9 protein-coding genes are annotated in these 18092 nt (G+C 52.8%); 8 read left to right on the forward strand and 1 reads right to left on the reverse strand.

Going from position 1 to position 18092, the window contains the following annotated elements; genetic code table 11:
- The first annotated feature begins 38 nt into the window (after positions 1-38).
- Genes IYN85_RS19520 through IYN85_RS19535 form a run of 4 tightly spaced genes read left to right on the forward strand, consistent with a single transcriptional unit; the run spans position 39 to position 10815 of the window.
- On the forward strand, positions 39-7385 hold the full coding sequence (locus tag IYN85_RS19520) for a hypothetical protein (protein WP_196160629.1): 7347 nt from the start codon (positions 39-41) through the stop codon (positions 7383-7385).
- Between the two features lie 10 nt (positions 7386-7395).
- On the forward strand, positions 7396-8319 hold the full coding sequence (locus tag IYN85_RS19525; RefSeq protein WP_196160630.1) for a homoserine kinase: 924 nt from the start codon (positions 7396-7398) through the stop codon (positions 8317-8319).
- Positions 8320-8345: 26 nt separating this feature from the next.
- Entirely contained in the window at positions 8346-9716 is a 1371-nt protein-coding gene (gene ppnN, locus IYN85_RS19530; protein ID WP_196160631.1) for a nucleotide 5'-monophosphate nucleosidase PpnN, read from the forward strand.
- Positions 9717-9765: 49 nt separating this feature from the next.
- Positions 9766-10815 (forward strand): DUF3810 family protein, encoded by a 1050-nt coding sequence (locus tag IYN85_RS19535; RefSeq protein WP_196160632.1) that lies wholly within the window; start codon positions 9766-9768, stop codon positions 10813-10815.
- Between the two features lie 7 nt (positions 10816-10822).
- Here IYN85_RS19535 and IYN85_RS19540 read toward each other — a convergent pair whose 3' ends face one another.
- Positions 10823-11629 carry a hypothetical protein gene (locus IYN85_RS19540; protein WP_196160633.1) on the reverse strand — a complete coding sequence of 269 codons (807 nt, stop codon included), beginning with the start codon at positions 11627-11629 and terminating at the stop codon, positions 10823-10825.
- Between the two features lie 100 nt (positions 11630-11729).
- Here IYN85_RS19540 and IYN85_RS19545 point away from each other — a divergent pair, with 100 nt between their 5' ends.
- The 4 genes from IYN85_RS19545 (at position 11730) to IYN85_RS19560 (ending at position 18053) form a co-directional block, all read left to right on the forward strand.
- A complete protein-coding gene (locus IYN85_RS19545; protein WP_196160634.1) occupies positions 11730-12641 on the forward strand; it encodes a hydrogen peroxide-inducible genes activator in 912 nt (303 codons plus the stop codon).
- Positions 12626-14707, forward strand: a complete 2082-nt coding sequence (gene recG, locus IYN85_RS19550) for an ATP-dependent DNA helicase RecG (RefSeq protein WP_196160635.1) — start codon at positions 12626-12628, stop codon at positions 14705-14707. Before IYN85_RS19545 ends, recG begins: the two co-directional genes overlap by 16 nt.
- Before the next feature lie 141 nt (positions 14708-14848).
- Positions 14849-16237: an HDOD domain-containing protein gene (locus IYN85_RS19555; protein ID WP_196160636.1), complete on the forward strand. Its 1389-nt coding sequence runs from the start codon at positions 14849-14851 to the stop codon at positions 16235-16237.
- Between the two features lie 340 nt (positions 16238-16577).
- A complete protein-coding gene (locus tag IYN85_RS19560) occupies positions 16578-18053 on the forward strand; it encodes a NarK family nitrate/nitrite MFS transporter (protein WP_196160637.1) in 1476 nt (491 codons plus the stop codon).
- Positions 18054-18092 lie beyond the last annotated feature (39 nt).

Consider the following 18092-nt stretch of genomic DNA (forward strand, 5'->3'; position numbering starts at 1 on the left):
GTGGTTGCGCCAATTCGATAATTTTTAAGTAGGACGGAATGCTAGACGCTGTTCGATCGACGCAGGTTCTTCTGTTAACCCTATTCTTTCTCTCCGGCTGCGGCGGTTCGGATGGGCCTGTTAACGCTACTCCGACTGGAGAACCGCAGTTGTCGGCGATCCAGGATCCGGTAACCGGTGGAGGGTTCAATAGTGGGACCGCAGACAATGGTTCGACTGGGGGTGGCACGGGTACCACTGGTGACGACACGGCAACTGAGCTGAATTTTACCGGGCGCTACGTGGTGGGCCAGGTTGAACTGAGTTGGAACACAACCGGCATTGAAAATCTCTCAGCCTACAAAATCCGCCGGGCACTGGCACCCATTACCGATGCCCGGGGCGGTACTGAAATCTACCGAGGTCGGGACACCGCCTATCTGGACGCGGCAGCCCCTTTGGCTGACTCCGTACATTACCGGTTATTTATTGAACTGCGTGACGGTCAGGTCATCGCTAGCGATGCCGCTGCGATTCGCACGCTCACCTCGATTGACGACAGTGCACCCACGGCGGTCGCCAACGTCACGACGACAATCCGCGAAGATTATCTGGACCTGCGCTGGCTCAATCCCGCCGATACCGATTTACGGACTATCACGCTTTATCGTGAAACCAGTGCGTTTACCGACATTGCAACGCTAACGCCCCTTGCAACCATCGAGGCACCTACCGACTTTTACTCAGATCGGTCTGTGACCAGCGGTACCAACTATGTGTATGGATTTGTGGCGGCCGATGCTCTGGGTCAAACCAGCCCGTTAACCACGGTATCCGTCACCTTTGTTGACCAGTTGGCGCCCGAGCCCCCGAGACAACTGGAAGCCCTGGTCAACGAAGACAGTGTGCAGCTAAGCTGGCTTGCACCAAACAGCGACGATGTCAGCCAGTATATGGTGGCCCGGCACCCTAACCACTTTCCCGGTTACACGGAAGCGCTGGCGGATGACACCAGTTACACGCTCACCAGTAACCTGTTTCATAACGATTTGGGCCTGTCGCAACGTGATTACTATTACTCTGTCTTTTCGCTGGATGCGCAGGACAACGCCTCAACAGCGGCCACCCTGTTAGCTCATCCGATGCCGGTGATCCGACCCGTCACGCCGACCGGTTTTGCCACTCAGGCGGGGGCAGGTGAAGGCGAAATCTATCTTACCTGGGACGATGCCTCGGGCTATGCTGATAGCCTGATTCTTGTGACCAGTGCGTTGGGCTACCGAAACACGCCGGTGACGGTTGACGGCGAACAACGGTTCGATCTCGCCGCGAACATGACTACGTTGAACTTTACTGCTTCCAGCGCCAACGAAGTCTTTTTCTCCCTGTTCGCGGTTAAAAACGGGGTCGCAAGCGCAATACCGGCGAAACTGAGGGCAACACCAACCGATACAATTCCGCCGCCTGGCGCAACCGTTTTCACAGCCAATGCAATCGAGGTCGGGGTAGAACTTAATTGGACGGTGCCCAACGACAGTGATCTGACTGACGTGATTATTCAATGGTCGACAACCGCGCCGCCGGCCACCAGCAACGATGGCCAACGGCTGAGTAAAATATCAGCCGCCACCACATCACTGAATCATTATGGCACGCAGGCGGATACCACTTACTACTACAGCCTGTTCACGACCGATCTTGCTGAAAACATTAACGTGGCCTGGGCACTGAATGCGAGCGCCACAACCCCCTTAAGCGCTGGGCTGGAAACCCTGGCCAATGTGCAAGCGACGCCGGGAGACGGTCGCGTTCAACTCAACTGGCAACCCTTACAGAATACCGGCTTGTCGGTTTACTACCATGTCAGTACCGACCCCAATTATCTGGCCCTCAACCCTGGTGCGACACCGGGTATTTTGCCAGCCAGCCAAAGCCAGCTTGCCTTGACCGGTCTCGCAAACGGCGCGCAGCAGAATATCTGGCTGGCAACCTACGACCCGGCGAGCAGTGCACAAAGTGGGTACATTTTTTTACAGGTGACACCGCGCGATGACTTGCCACCGGTGCAGATCCAGAATGCACAAGCACAGGGCTTTGAAGATTCGGTATTGTTGCGCTGGGACGAATCCAACCTGACGGATGCCAGTTTTATCCGCATTCGTATGTCAACCAATCAAGCCCCGGCAAACAGCGGTCAGGGCACAAAAATTTACGATCACGCCCCCGGCCGGCTGACGTCGTTCCCGGTCGAAGGTCTGGACACCAACGCAAACTATTATTTTTCTTTTTTTACAACCGACAGTAATGGTAACGATTCACTGCCTATCAGTGTCTATGCGCGCACCGTGGATCGGATCCCCCCCAGCGCGCCAAGCAACGTCACGATTCGGCCAGGCGAGGGAGAAATTTCGTTGTATTGGGACTTACCGGCCAATACCGATGATGTAACACAAACCAAACTGGTGCGCAGCGAAGCACCTATTGTCACCAGCGCCGATGGTGTCGCCATTGAGTTACCAGCCTCAGTCCGGTTTTATTCGGACACCACCGTCGTAGATGATGTGCCCTACTATTACGGCGTCTACTTTATCGATAGCAGTGGCAATGAATCATTGCCTGCTTTTGTCGTTGGTCAGGCGACGGACTACACCGCCCCGGCCCCGATTACCAATCTGCTGGCGTTTGCGGATGACCAACGTGTGGATCTGCAATGGCAACTGCCCACCGACGCGGATTTCACCAAAACCGTTGTCGGCTACACGCTTGGTGATCTGCCCGCTTTCAGCGTCGATGCACTGGTTACTGCCAATGAAATCCTGGCACCGGGCAACAGTACTTCCTTTACCGGGATGACGAATGATCAACTGTATACTTTCAGCGCTTTTGCCCTGGACGACAACGGTAACTACGAAAATCTCGCCACGATCAGTGCTATACCGGTCACCACTGACCCAGCGCCAGAAGCGCTCAGCTTTACGGCCAACGCCGGCGAGAATGAAATCTTCCTGACTTGGTCGAACCCCAGTACCAACATCGATGACACCGTGATCCTGCGCAGTACCGTGAGCTTGGCAGACGCATTAGCATCTGGCGTGCTGGTGTCAGGCAATCCTTTCACCACAGCGACCAACAGCTATCTAGACGGTGGTCTGATCAACGGCCAGAGCTATTACTATGTGCTGATTAACCGTAACGAAAACGGCGATTCTGCAGAGCTGAACGCGACGGCAACGCCACAAGATGCGACCCCACCGGAATCAATCACTGGTCTGCAGGTTGTGCAGCAGGACCAGCAGATTACCTTCACCTGGAACGATCCTACACCGGCAGAAAACGATTTACAGGACGTCATCATCCGCCGCCGTGCCGATGAGTTTCCCACCAATGAAGCCGACGGGATCGGGCTTGCGGGCAGCCCCGTTGCCGCTGGTGTGCAAACCGTTACGGACAGTGGTTTAGTGAATGGTCAGATTTATTATTACGCCTTTTTTGCCCGAGATACCTCTGGCTTCATTTCGTCGCGGGTCACCACCGGAGCATCGCCAATTGATACCACAGCACCGGCCAGTGTCAGTGCGGCCTCACTGGTGAGCGGCAATGCACAGGTGACCCTCAGCTGGACCAATCCCCCTGATCCGGATCTCGATCGCATCGTCATCCGCAAGAGCTCCGGAGCCTATCCGCTGACGTTTCAAGACGGTCAGTCCGTCGCGAGTCTAGACGCCGGTGGGGGCAGCATCCCTACAACCTACACAGATGTCGGACTAATCAACCTCACAGACTATTACTACAGCGTCTTTGCGCTGGACGCGAACAATAACGCCTCGGCGGCCACCACATTACTCGGCCAACCCGTCGATAATGACCCACCGCCTACGGTCAGTCTGTCAACGGTCGATGAACTTGATCAACGCATCGACTTTGTCTGGAACAACCCGGCCAACGCCGACTTCAACCGGGTCAAAGTGTTGCGGCGGGGAGATGTGTATCCGACGAATGCTTTTGATCCATTGGCAGACCTGATTTACGAAGGCAACAGCACATCGGTGTCCGATACGCTCGGTTTAATCAACGGCAACGATTACTTCTACCGCTTCTATTCGTTGGATGTGTTTGACAACGCCAGTTTTATCGAGGTTACCGCAACACCCCAGGATCTGACCCCACCCGGTTCGATCACCGGGCTGATCGTGACGCCCGCGGATCAACAGGTAACCTTCAGTTGGATCAACCCGCTGGATCCGGATGTTGCTGCTATCAGCATCCGCCGACGCCTTGATGACTTCCCCACCAGCCCGCTTGATGGCGTTGCAGTCAATGGTGGTGACCTACCGGCTGGCACCAGTAATATCATTGATAATGATGCCTCGCTGACGAACGACACGACCTATTACTACTCTTTTTTTGTGCGTGATAATGCCGGGCTCATTTCCAATCGCGTCACCACGACCGCGACCCCGATCGATACCAGTCCACCCGCCGCTGTCTCCACGGTCAGTGTGATTAACGGTGAAGGTCAGATCACCCTGAATTGGACCAACCCGTCTGACCCAGACCTGCAGAAAATTGTTGTGCGTCGCAGTAAAACCGCATTTCCGGTCGATGAGTTCAGTGATTTTTCAGCGGCCAGCCTCGACGACGGTGGCGGCAGTATTCCGCAAACTTACACCGACATTAATCTCGACGATGGCGATACTTACTTTTATAGCCTGTTCGCCGTTGATGCCAACGGCAATGCCTCCACAGCGGTACAGATAAACGCGTATCCTGTGGACGTCACTGCGCCGGTTTCTGTGTTCAATATCAGTGCGACTGCTTTGGATCAGCGTGTTGACCTCACCTGGGCGTTGCCACCCGATCCGGATTTTGATCGCGTCAGGATTCTGCGTCGGGACGATGTGTATCCGACCGATGCCAACGATGTTGCCGCGATAACTGTTTATGAGGGCAACGCGACGGGCTATTCCGATACTACAGCGCTGACCAACGACACCACGTACTTTTACCGGTTTTTCTCACTAGATGTGTTCAATAACGCCTCCAGTACTGACATCAGCGCCATGCCGGTCGATTTAACACCACCGTCGCTGGTGTCTTGTACAACCTGCGCTGCCGGTGATGAGCAGGTGTCGCTGAGCTGGAACAACCCGCCTGAAGCAGACACTGCCTTGATCCACATTCGACGCAGCACCACCAGCTACCCGACAACCCTGTCCAGTGGTGTCGCCGTTGCGACTCTGTCTATTCCGACCAGCAGCTATGTCGACAGCGGGCTGACCAACCTGCAAAACTATTATTACGCGATATTCAGCGAAGACGCCGACGGCAATGTCTCTGCCGGATACAACGTACCCATCATGCAGCCACAAGACACCATCGCTCCGGCCGCGGTCAGCGGACTGACGGTAACGGACACTAACCTGCAGATCGGATTAAGCTGGACCAACCCCGGCGACGACACGGTAAACGTACATGTCAGGCGCGCTGTCGGCGGCTTCCCCGTTAATGCCACTGACGGAACCGGCGTCGCGATTATTGCCATCGCCGGTGCGACGGACAGCCATACGGACAACGCGGTCAGCGCCGGAACGACCTATTCATACAGTCTGTTCAGCGAAGATGAGGTGGGTAATTTTTCCCTCGCCGCGCAGATATCCGCCACACCAGTTGACCTAACCCCACCGGCGAACGTGACTGCGGCGTCCGTCGTGGGTGGCGACTACGAAACCACGGTAAGCTGGACGAACCCAGGTGATGCGGATTTCTCTCAGGTGCGTATTTATCGGCGTGTCAATGCAATACCAACCCAATCGGGCACGTACCTGGTCACGACATTGACCGGCGGTGAAACCAGTTATAACGATACCGGCTTGAGCGCTTACACAAATTACTATTACCTAGTTGTCGCTGGCGACACGTCGAATAATCTGGCGAGCGGGGTCAGTGTTTCAACCTATACGGATTACGCGACCATCAGTGACGCCACCCTCTCCTTTACCATGGAAAAAGACAACAGTAACTACTTCTGCTGGGTACCGACCTCCCATTCACATTTTAACCGTGTGGAAATCCGCAGCCAGGCCACTACGCCACCTGCGACGACCAGCGATGGCACGCTGATTTTTACCGGCACCGTTAACAGCGCTTCTGAACAGTGCTATGAAGACTTGTCTGCCACCAATGGCAATGCGTCGGGCTACACCATTTTCTCCGTGGAAGACGACGGCGAATACACAACGGGGACTGGCTTTACGCTGACGCCATTGGCCTCTGGAGAACTGGAATACCTCGGCCCCATTAATTTTGCCGGCGCCAGCACTGGCGAAGCGGTTGCCCTGAAATATCAAAGTGGTCGTTATCTGGTCGCCGCTAATAACAGTGCGGTTACACCTCAGGTAAACCTCACCCGCATCGACATGGATGGCCAACACATCAGCAATATCGGCAATGGATCGACTCCCACACTTTACACCCTTGCCGACATCAGCCTATACAGCACTTATTGGTACGGAGCCGGTCGAGCCAATACCACCAACGATGACCTGGCGACCTGGCGTTTTTATTACACAGCAACCACCTTTTACAGCAGTTCAACCTACGACACAGGTGCGTTCAACGATCACGATCGCGCTACCAACATGCTAACGTACAGTGGCTACTATTTTGCCAGTGGCTACCGCGAAGTGAGCAGCAACCCTTACCCCGTGGTTTGGTCACTCGACAGCGGCGGTTACGTCAGGGCTGCTTTCAACAGCGGTTCCTGGACCATTCCCACAGCCAATGCACAAGGGCAGGTCGTCGATCACATCCACACCAGTGACGGTCGCCACCTGTTTGCCATTGAGTCGACGCTCGGCGACAGTCTGGTATCCGTGAACCTGTCCTCAACCGGTGGTTCGCTGAATAACGGCTTTGACAGCGATGGCGAATTGTCTTTGCCCGATGACGCAGTGACCGCACTTTCGCGGGCATACGCTTCTGAACTGTCAGTGTCGTTCCCGATTTATGTTAGCACCGTGACGGCTGGAGGTGATGCAAAAATCTATGCGGTTGACGCCGATGGCACCGCCAATGCAACCTTCGGGGCCGGTATTACGCTGAATGAAGCAAACCCAGTTCGCATTGACAGCATGCGCAAGGAACCAGACAACACCTTGCATGCGATTGGCACCATCGACAATGGTGGTGGAGACCGGGACATTATGTACTGGCGCATCGCGGCCGATGGTACCGTTGAAGTCAGTAAGCAATTTACCGATGGTACAATGGGAACGGCGGGATTCAACGACCAGTGGCCAGCGGAAATTCTACTGGATATTTACACCTATCAACCGATGTTTGTCGCCACAGGCGTTGATGCGAGCAGCAATTATGAAATACTCTTCGGCCGTATTTCCAATGACTAGCTGAATTAATATGTCTGTTTACACCCAACTCAGCGACCAGGACATCATAACCCTGCTCGCTGACTATGACCTAGGCCAATACCGTTCACATCAGGGCATCAGCGCTGGGGTCGAAAACACCAATTATTTTGTCAACACCGATGAACATGCTCTGGTACTGACCCTTTTTGAAAAACACGACGTGTCCGAACTGCCCTTCTTTCTGGAGTTGGGTGAGCATCTGCATAACGACCATTGCAAGGTGCCACAACCGTTCCGCAATAAGCAGGGGAACTTACTGCAAACCGTAAAAAACAAACCCGCAGTGTTAATTGAACGTTTACGTGGGCAGCATGTTGAAGTGTGCCGTGACTATGCGCTCGACATTGCCCGAGCACTGGCACAGGTTCATCTGTCGACCCAACAATTTACTCAGTCACGTGCGCATTCTCATGATGCTCGCTGGGTTTTACGGGAAGCACACACTTTGCTCCCGCAACTTCCCGCACACGACCAAACGATTCTGCGAGAAGCAGTGGCCGTTGTTGAACAGCTACCGACGGATTTACCTTCCGGTATTATTCATGCAGATCTGTTTCACGACAACGCACTGTTTGATCAAGGGCACATCTCAGGCATCATCGATTGGTACTTTGCCGGACTGGACAGCTACGCGCTGGATATCGCCATCACCCTGAACGACTGGTGTGTCTTACAAAACCAATATGATCCGCATCTCGGCGAGGCGTTTATCGAAGCCTATAACGCGGTACGTCAGCTGAACCGCAAAGAATACCGTGCCATCAGTGGACTGCAGGTACAGGCGGCCACCCGTTTTTGGATCAGTCGCTGGTTAGCGCAACAACAACATCAGCAAAGCGATGATCACATTACCGTGAAAGACCCTGAGCAAATGAAATCGCTGCTCAAACAGCTTTTAAACTATACTAACTAAATAAAAAAACAGATAAGAAGATCGCAATGACGAGACATAACACCATCGATGCGTCTATCACGCCGATTGGCTCATTAGAAGTTCTATCGCAAGTCGAAGTCGCCAAACTGAAGCAAGCTGGAGAAAACGGCCTTTATGAGCTTTTCCGACGTTGTGTTCTGGCCATATTAAATACCGGTTCAGACAGCGACAACGCCAAAACCATTCTCGAAGCTTACCCAGATTTTAAAATTGACATCATTCAACAGGACCGTGGTATTCGCCTGAATTTATTTAACGCCCCTGCCGATGCTTTTGTCGATGGCGAAATGATTACCTCAACCCGTGAAATGGTATTTGCTGCGCTGCGAGATATTGTTTATGCCGAAAGTGAGCGTGAAAACTTTGCAACGGAGCTGAACAGCAGCTCCGACATTACCGATTACGTTTTTCATTTTCTGCGCAATGCCAAAATGATGTATCCTGGTGAAGCGCCACGCATCGTCGTGTGCTGGGGTGGTCATGCCATTGGTAAAGAAGAATACAAATACACCAAAAACGTTGGCCATGAATTGGGCATACGCGGACTGGATATTTGCACGGGCTGCGGACCCGGTGCGATGAAAGGCCCGATGAAAGGCGCCACTATTTCTCACGCCAAGCAACGCATTCTGAACGCCCGATACATCGGTCTGACGGAGCCCGGCATTATTGCTGCGGAAGCGCCGAATCCGATCGTAAATGAACTGGCCATTTTGCCCGACATTGAAAAAAGGCTGGAAGCGTTCGTCCGCCTTGGTCACGGGATTATCATTTTTCCCGGTGGTGCCGGCACCGCCGAAGAATTGTTGTATCTGTTGGGTATCCTGCTGCATCCGGACAACAAAGACATTCCCTTTCCGTTGGTGTTAACCGGACCTAAATCATCGGAAGATTACTTCAAACAATTAAACGATTTTATTGCGAAAACACTAGGCTACGAAGCGCAGCAGAAATATAAAATTATTGTCGATGATTACGCCGGGGCTGCCCGGGAAATGACCAAGGGCATGATGGAAGTCACCGAATACCGCAAGAAAACCAACGATGCGTTTCACTTCAATTGGCGATTAACGATTGACCCGATTTATCAGGAACCCTTTGACCCAACCCACGAAAACATGGCAAAACTGAACCTGCATAAAGAGGCGCCGATACATGAACTGGCGGCGAACCTGCGTCGGGCATTCAGCGGCATCGTCACCGGCAATGTCAAAGAACAGGGGTTGCTGGCCATTGAAAAATACGGCCCGTACGAAATCCACGGTGATCCAGATATCATGGAGCCGTTTGATGAACTGCTGAATTCATTCGTTACTCAGGAACGCATGAAATTACCGGGCAGCAAATACATTCCCTGTTATCGGGTCATTCGGTAGCCACGACCGATTCGTCTGTTTATGATGCGCAGAAGAGGAGACTTTAATCATGCGCTGGCGAATCGGGCTCACGCTCACCTTTATCATTCTTGGGGTCGTACTGACTCAGTGGCCGGAAGCCTGGCAGGGCTTTTCCGATGTCGTTTACGTTGAACACGCCTACCCGGCCATTCAATCGTTATTACTCCGATTACCATCGTTACACAATGTCGCCTTAGCGGATGTGCTTTGGCTGCTGATCCCGGCACTGTTTATCCTGCGAGTGTGGTGGTTGTGGCGCAAGAATCTGGTTCGCCGCTGGTTAACCGCGCTGGCGGAAACCGCGCTCTGGTTCAGTACCGGATATCTGTTGCTGATGTTGCTTTGGGGCATGAACTACCACCGAGAACCGCTTTATCACCAGCTGCAAGCACAAGGTTTTACCACTCAACTGGGTGATGGCCATTGGCAATTTGCCATCACCGAAACCAAGCGGGTTGTGGATCGCCTGCCCGCAGAATTCGACCCTTGCACTTCCGTTGACGCCAGCTTTCATCCAGATCGTCCGGCAGCTTTCGCCCTGTCAGCGTCAGCGTTGGCCAACTTACCTTCGGCACCGTCTCGTTCGGTCACCGCCTCGGCTTGGTCACCGGTGTATACACGCTTAAGCACCGCCGGCGTTTATATCCCCTTTACTGGTGAACCAACGGTTAATCGCGACCTGTTTGATGCCGCAAAACCCTTTGTCATGACCCACGAATACAGTCATTGGGCGGGCTACGCGCGCGAATACGATGCCGATATCCTGGCTTATTGGTCACTGTGGCTGTCACCCGATCCCATCTGGCAATTCTCAGCCTGGCTCGAATGGTGGATGAGTATCCGCGAACCAGATAAGGTAAGACAACAACTGCCAGCGCTGTTAACCAGCACCATGGCTTGCTATGCCGAACATTTGTCGGCGCAACCGCGTTGGAATATCCGCCACCTGTTCTGGCGAGCGTATGAAGTCAATCTAAAAAATCAGGGAGTGCCCGAAGGCCTGAAGAGCTACGCCATGGGGGAAGCCATGGCGCTGAGCAGTTACCAGGATTGGTTATACAAAAAAAGCCAGCGTTGAATCGGCGTCAATCATAGCCGCCGCTAAATGCGTTCGGGTATTGCCAGGTAAAACCTAACCCTTGCAACCGGGTTGGCAGCAAACGTTTACCGGCGGACACGGGCAGGCTGATGGCCAACGGTGCAACGTCTTCCCGTTTGCGGAAAAAATCATACATGTCCAGCAGACTCACCGGTTGTAAGTCACTCACGATGTAATGATCGGCCAACGCACGCTGATGCAATAAGAAGACAATGGCAGCGGCGGCGTCATCGATATGAATCCGATTCGTCCATTTGTTTTGCGTCACACTTTCCTCGGTAGCTTGGAGCGCCGAACGTTTCAACCAATCTCGACCGGGGCCATAGATACCACTCAGTCGGACAACGCTCGCCGGTACTGGTAACGCGGTCACTTCCGCTTCCATGGCCAACAGTATCCGGCCAAATTCATCATCGGTTTGCGCATCCAGATCATCCGTAATCAACTCGCCATTTTCTGAACCATAGACTCGCGTTGAACTGACGGCGATTAACTTTTCGGGCAAACGTTGCCAGGTAGAAAGGGATTGAGCCAGTTGCTGAATAGGTGCCACATACGCCTGATGATAGGCTTCTGGAGTCCGCTCAGCCGCCGACAGAGCGACCACGATCACATCCGCCCCAACATCGGGCCATGGCTCGCAGGCCAAATCGACCATTCTTTGTTCAAACGGCAATGTCTCGTCCACTTGGCTACGCCGTAAGCCAATAACAGATCCGCTTTGCAGCAACCAATTAGCCGCGACACGGGAGTTGAGTTTGCCGACGCCGGCACACAGAAGTTTTTTCGCCACGGTGGGTTTCCATTCCAAATTGAGGCCTGCATCATATTAACCCCTTGTATCAACTTCAACTTTTCGATAGTTTCCACCTAAACAAACGGACACGCCCTGCATGACCCTCACCGAACTCAAATACATCATCGCCCTCGCCCAGGAACGGCATTTCGGCAAAGCCGCAGACCGCTGTCGGGTTTCCCAACCCACGTTGAGTGTGGCGATTAAAAAGCTGGAAGACCGCCTGAACGTCGCGATTTTTGAACGCAATAAACAGGGCGTCACAGTAACGCCCATTGGAGAGAAAATTGTCACGCAGGCGAATCGGGTCATTGAGGAGAGCCTCAAGATTGAAGACATCGCGCTGTCCGGTAAAGATCAACTGACGTCGCCGCTGCGACTCGGCGTTATATTCACCATTGGTCCGTACTTACTGCCGCACATTATTCCGCAATTACGGGTGAACACGCCCAATATGCCGCTGTTTATCGATGAAAACTTCACCGGAGTGCTCCGACAACGCCTGCGGGAAGGCAAGATTGATGTCGCCATTCTCGCACTGCCTTTTGTCGAGACCGATGTTCTGACCAAGCCCCTATACGACGAACCCTTTGATATTCTGTTGCCTGCGGCACATCCCTTGGCCCAGAGAGAAGCCATTGATGCCAACGAACTGGTGGGTGAACCGTTGCTATTGCTTGGTGACGGCCATTGCTTTCGCGATCAGATATTGACCGCTTGCCCCGGCATAGCCCAGGCGACGAGGGATCCTGTGGGGCAAATACAAACCATGGCCGATGGCACGTCATTGGAGACGCTGCGCCACATGGTGGCATCCAACCTGGGGATAACCATCCTGCCACGCTCAGCCACGGGGTCGCATCTATACAAGGACGATCTGGTGCAGGTTCGTCCCTTCAAGGGCAAAAGCCCGACCCGCAAAGTGGCCCTGGCTTGGCGGGCCAGCTTCCCACGCCCAAGTGCAATTGATGCCATCGAAGCGGCCATCCGAATATGCAAAACGCACTGACTCTGTCCGATGGTGTTGCCAAACTAAAAGGGGCAGGTCCGAAACTGGCCGAAAAACTCGCCAATATAGGGCTCAACAGTATTGGCGATCTCCTGTTTCACCTGCCCTATAAATATCAGGACAGAACACGCATTATGCCAATCGGCAGCCTGCGCCTGGGTATGGCTGTGGTTATTGAAGCTGAAATCCGCGCCGCTCAAGTCACCTTTGGTAAACGCCGTTCATTGTTGTGTCGACTGCAGGATGGCACCGGACTGCTGACCATACGCCTGTTTCACTTTTCTAAAGCTCAACAAAACCATTTAAAAACCGGTTACCGCATCCGTTGCTACGGCGAGGTCCGTATGGGCCCCACTGGGCTGGAGATGGTGCATCCGGAATATCAGGTTAAAGAAGAAGGTGATTTCCCACCTCTGGACAACCGCTTAACCCCCTTGTATCCAACCACCGACGGCATCGCCCAAATTCGCCTGCGCAACCTGATTGAACAGGCCATCGAGATTTTGAATCGCCAAGGTGGCTTGTCGGAGTGGGTGCCACCGCAATGGTTAACTCCGTGGGCAATGCCGTCGTTATCTGAAGCCTTGCGTACATTGCATCACCCTGCCAGCAGCGACGACACGGTGGCCCTGTTGGAAGGGGATCACCCCGCGCAACAACGACTCGCGCTAGAAGAGTTACTGGCACATCACCTCAGTCTGCAGGCATTAAGGCAAGCGGTTCAAGCCACTGGAGCACACCCGGTACCGCCGTCCAGAAAACTGGCCCCGGCATTGTTGACACAACTGCCGTTTTCACTGACTGGCGCCCAGCAACGGGTCTGCCAGGAAATCAGCGCCGATTTGGCCAAACCATTACCCATGTTGCGGCTGGTACAGGGCGATGTAGGCGCGGGAAAAACGCTGGTTGCTCTGATGGCCGCGCTGCAAGCCATCGAATCCGGTCTGCAAGTAGCTTTGATGGCACCGACTGAATTGCTAGCCGAACAACATTTCCTGAACATGCAGGCATGGTGCGAGCCGCTCAACATTTGCGTTGACTTATTATTAGGAAAAACCAGTAAAAAAGAGCGCGATGGCATTCTCGACCGACTCGACACCGGTAAAACAGCCTTATTGATCGGCACGCATGCGTTATTTCAAAAAGGCGTGGACTACGCCAACCTCGGTTTGGTGATCATTGATGAACAACACCGGTTTGGCGTCCAGCAACGACTGGCGCTCAAAGAAAAAGCCAATAATGGTACACCTCATCAGTTGACTATGACCGCCACGCCAATTCCGCGGACGCTGGCGATGACAGCCTTTGCCGACATGGATATTTCCATTATCGATGAACTGCCGCCGGGGCGAACCCCGGTGGTCACGACCGTCATCAGCCAGGACCGGCGCGATGCGGTCATCCGCCGCGTGGATGCCGCTTGTGAAGACGGCAAACAAATCTATTGGGTGTGCACACTGATTGAAGAGTCGGAAGAACTCCAAGCTGAAGCGGCGGAAGCCACTGCCAACCGATTGGCTGAGGCGTTGCCGCACCGACGCATCGGACTGCTGCATGGCAAACTGAAACCGGCCGATAAATCACGACTAATGCAATCCTTTAAAGCGCATGAGCTGGATATACTGGTGGCCACCACCGTCATCGAAGTCGGCGTTGATGTGCCCAATGCCAGTGTCATGATTATTGAAAATCCGGAAAGACTCGGCCTGGCCCAATTACATCAGTTGCGAGGGCGAGTTGGTCGGGGAACAACAGAAAGCTATTGTTTGTTGATGTTCGGCACGCCGCTGTCAGAACAAGGCAAACAGCGATTGGAAGTGATGCGCAGCACCAACGACGGCTTTGTGATTGCCGAAGAAGATTTAAAACTGCGCGGACCTGGTGAAGTGCTCGGCACGCGGCAAACGGGCGCCATCGGTTTTCGTGTTGCCGATATGGAGCGCGACCAACATTTACTGGCATTGATACCGGAACTGGCCCAGCGCCTGACCACTGAGTACCCCTCTCACGCGCAACCCATTATTGAACGCTGGCTCAGCCAGGCCGACCGATTCGCGCAAGTCTGATACGCAAAAAGCTCAGATTGTGCGCTGGTCGCCAAAAATTATCGTCCGATGGTCGAATTCGCAACACTTTTACGGACTGCGACTATACTGATCAAACAGCAGAGCCGAGTAGGCTCCTTTACATTGCACAGGAACGTTACCGTGGTAAGTCATACTGAAGCGAATATCCCTATCGTTGTGCGCCAGCATTTAGCGCAGAAAACAATTTCCCATGCCCTCGGGCCGAATAAAGCCTCGCTTGAGCGAGCGGAAGTGTGTCTGCTCAGCGATGACCAAGGGCTGGTTCAGGTTTTCGTATCGTCCAATGCCATTGTTCATATCGATAAAATTCGCGCGATCACCGGTCGTGACCTCAAACCGCTGACTGTTGAGGAGATTAATCGCCTGAAAAACAAAGTCGGCGTACAAACGCTGCCCGCTTTTGATGATTTTATCCAGGCTGATACCATCATCGACGAAAACTTATTTAACACCACCCGGATTTTCGTGCATACCGGAAACAGTGACTTCCTGATGGCGCTGAAAGACGCCAGCGCCATGAAACGCAAAGACGACACCCGCGTTATGAACATTGCCACGTCGCTACCTTACACAGATATCGAATACGAGCTCAGTCTGTTCGATCACGATCGAGATGAAATCAACAGCGCCGTCACCAAGTTTACGGCGTTGCGCATTAAACAACGTTTAGAAGAAACGCTGGAAGTACCGCCCCTACCGGACACGGCTCAGGCGATCATTCGTTTGCGGGTTGACCCTGATGCGAACATCGACAAGCTGAGTCAAATCGTTGAACGAGACCCAAGTTTGGCGGCACAGGTTGTCAGTTGGGCAAGCTCGTCCTACTACTCTGCGCCGGGCTCGATCAAATCGGTTCAGGACGCTATAGTCCGGGTGTTGGGCTACGACTTGGTGATGAACCTTGCTCTGGGCTTATCGCTCGGTAAAACGCTGGAGTTACCCGAAGAACAGGATAATGGCAATGCGAGTTACTGGACCCAGGCAGTTTATGTGGCTGCTTGTGTGGGTGCGCTGGTGAGTGCCATTCCCCGAGAATTTCGCCCCGGTTTCGGCTTAAGCTATTTATCTGGCCTGTTGCATAACTTCGGATACCTGATACTCGCACACGCGTTCAAACCGCACTTTGAAACCACCAATGAAATGATCAGCCTCAATCGCCACATTGAACATCAACACATTGAAAAGCACGTACTTGGTATTACCCGAGATCAAATAGCCTCCAATCTCATGCACAGCTGGAATATGCCGGGTGAGGTCACGATGGGCATTCGATATCAGAGCGACCCGCAGTATCTGGGAGTTAACAGTGACCAGGCACATCTGATTTATCTCGCCAATCATCTGTTGCAGGAATACGGCCTGCTGCCGAAAATGAACCATCGCTTTGATAAAACGGTTTATGAACATCTGAACTTAAACCCGACCGATGTAGTGCCATTGATGGAGCAGCTACGGGAAAGCCGTAAAGAGCTGGACATGATTGCCCATTCGCTGGAACCTACCGCTTAGTTCAGCCTTCTGGTAGCAGCCAAAGTTGGCGTTTCAAACCAAACTTGTGCACGGCCCGGGAATTTTGCGCCAAGGTCGTGCATAAATACTCAGCATTAATCACAACTTAATATTGCGATAGATGATGAATCGGCTGCCGACGCACAGAAATCGAGCCTTTATTTTCGTACGCACACGATTGGCACAACTCTCGCTATAGAAATGCACTTGAATCGAACATGTCTCTTCAGGATCGATTCAAACAACACAACCCATTCATATTCAACTTACAAAGGCGTATTCCGGCACTGGAATGCGCCTTTTTTGTTGGAAAAGACTTAAACGCAACAGGATTGATGACATGTCTCAGCAACGGCTTAACTTGGTCGACTTCAGCCAACCGAGAATCCGGACCCTTCACCTTACTTGGTTTGCTTTTTTTCTTTCATTTGTTGTCTGGTTCAGTCACGCCCCATTAAAGCCGCTGATCATGGAAACGTTTAACATGTCGCAAGATCAATGGAAGGCATTGCTCACGCTGAATGTGGCACTGACTATTCCTGCCCGCATCATCATCGGCATGCTGGTTGACAAATATGGACCGCGAATCATCTACAGTGGCCTGTTGATCAGCTCCGGTTTTATCTGCATTGCATTTGCCAGTGCCCAAACATTTGAACAACTGGCACTGTTTCGTTTTCTGCTTGGTTTTGTCGGCGCTGGCTTCGTTATCGGCATTCGATTAGTCGGTGAATGGTTTCCAGCGCGACAAGTGGGCTTAGCCGAGGGCATCTATGGTGGTTGGGGTAACTTCGGTTCGGCGGCCGCAGCCTTCGTACTACCGACACTGGCCATCGTTGTGTTTAACGGCGAATTTGGCTGGCGGTTTGCTATCGCCTCAACTGGGATTATGGCCATTGTTTACGGTTTCTTTTTTTACTGGCGCGCACGTAATACCCCAAAAGGTTCTACCTATTTCAAACCGAAAAAAAGCGGCGGACTGGAAGTGTCCACAAAAAGAGACTTCTGGTTTTACGTCGGCATGAACATTCCGATGTACATCATTCTCGCCGTCCTGGCTTGGAAGTTATCACCCACAGGTGTCGGTTTACTGTCTGCAACCGCGACATACTCACTCTATGGTCTGTTGGTGGTGTTATTTGTCTATCAGTTTTCACAAATCTATAAAGTGAACGCAGACATGCTCAAGCAAGGTGTACCAGATCATGACAAATATGAATTCAAGCAGGTCGCCATCCTGAACTGGGCCTACTTTGTCACCTTTGGTTCCGAGCTGGCCGTGGTTTCCATGCTGCCTGCTTTTTTTCTGGAAACTTTTTCCGGATTGTCACTCGCCAAAGCAGGCATGTTGGGCGCTGCCTTTGCGTTCATGAACCTGGTTGCACGCCCGTCCGGTGGTTGGTTCTCTGACAAGTTCGGACGCCGACTATCGCTTTCCATCCTGATCATCGGTTTGGGTATTGGTTACTTGGTTCTGGCGCGGGTCACAGGCGAATGGCCCATCTGGTTAGCCGTTGTGGCTGTTATGTGCTGTTCCTTCTTTGTTCAGGCCGGAGAAGGTGCGGTATTCGCAATTGTACCGTTGATCAAACGACGAATGACCGGTCAGATCGCAGGCATGACTGGCGCGTATGGCAATGTCGGAGCCGTGACCTTTTTAACGGCCTTTACCTTTGTCAGCACGCCGGTGTTTTTTACTATTATTGCGGGTTGCGCGGTCGCAGTATTTATTATGGTGCAGTTTATGGTGGAACCGGCGGGTCATACATCAGAGATTGACGAACATGGCAATGTCCAGTTGATTGAAGTATCGTAAAAAAACCAATCGACCTTAGGCCTGTTAATGACGCAAAGG

The sequence above is a fragment of the Reinekea sp. G2M2-21 genome (assembly GCF_015687175.1).
In the GTDB taxonomy this organism is placed as follows: Bacteria; Pseudomonadota; Gammaproteobacteria; order Pseudomonadales; family Natronospirillaceae; genus Reinekea.